This is a genomic window from Streptomyces hygroscopicus subsp. hygroscopicus, assembly GCF_001553455.1.
GTDB classification, from domain to species: Bacteria; Actinomycetota; Actinomycetes; order Streptomycetales; family Streptomycetaceae; genus Streptomyces; species Streptomyces hygroscopicus.
The window spans coordinates 1-986 of the sequence record NZ_BBOX01000512.1 but is presented as its reverse complement, the minus strand read 5'-3'; the positions used below and the strand labels follow the sequence as shown (position 1 = coordinate 986).

Sequence of the window (986 nt, the reverse complement as noted above, 5' to 3'; positions counted from 1 at the left end):
ACGGCACCCACATCGACTGGACCAGCTGGTACCCCGCCACCCCCACCACCCCCCGCACCATCCCCCTCCCCACCTACGCCTTCCAACACCAGCACTACTGGCTCGCCCCGCCCGCTCCTCGCCTCGACAGCTACGGCAACGGCCAGGACCCGGCCGAGGCCAGGCTCTGGGACGCCATCGAGGAGCGCGATGTCGACGCCCTCACCAGCACACTCCAGCTGGAGAAGGACGGCCCCGGCCTCGACGCGCTGTTGCCCGCGCTTCCGGTGCTGTCGACGTGGCGGCGCCGGCACCGTGAGCGTTCCACCATCGACTCCTGGCGTTACCGGGTCGCGTGGCAGCGGCTGCCGGACCCCGTGGCCGCGCCGACGCTCTGCGGGACCTGGCTGCTCCTCGTCCCGTCCGGGCTGGAGGAGCACCCGGCCGTCCACGCCACCGTCCAGGCGCTCGCCGCCCATGGCGCGGCTCATGAGGTGGTGTCGGTCGATGGCGCCGACGCCCGGCGCGACGCCCTCGTCCCACGGCTCTCGCACCTGCCCGACGGCAGCACACCCGAGGGTGTGGTGAGTCTGCTCGCGCTCGATCAGACGCCCCACCCCGGCCATCCGGCCGTACCCGTGGGGCTGGCCGCCACGGCCGCCCTGGTCCAGGCGGTCAGCCGGACGGGGCTCACCGCGCCCGTGTGGTGCGTCACCCAGGGCGCGGTGGCCGCCGTCGCCACCGATCCGCTTCCCCACCCCCACCAGGCGCAGGTCTGGGGCCTGGGCCGGGTCGCGGCGCTGGAACACCCACGGCTCTGGGGTGGTCTGATCGATCTGCCGACCGTCCTGGACGCCCGCACTCCCGCCCGTATCGCCGCCGTGCTGGTGCCGGGGCAGCCGGAGGACCAGGTGGCGATCCGCTCCACCGCCCTGGCCCGCCGACTGGAGCGCGCGGCCGTCCCGGATGCCACGCCCGCCGCGTGGCGCCCCACCGGTACCACCCTG

Annotated in this window: 1 protein-coding gene; it reads left to right on the top strand. The window is 75.1% G+C overall.

Annotated elements, in window-relative coordinates:
• Positions 1 to 986: SpnB-like Rossmann fold domain-containing protein (locus AXW62_RS37640; protein WP_502688792.1), on the top strand; the 986-nt coding region annotated here is incomplete at both ends.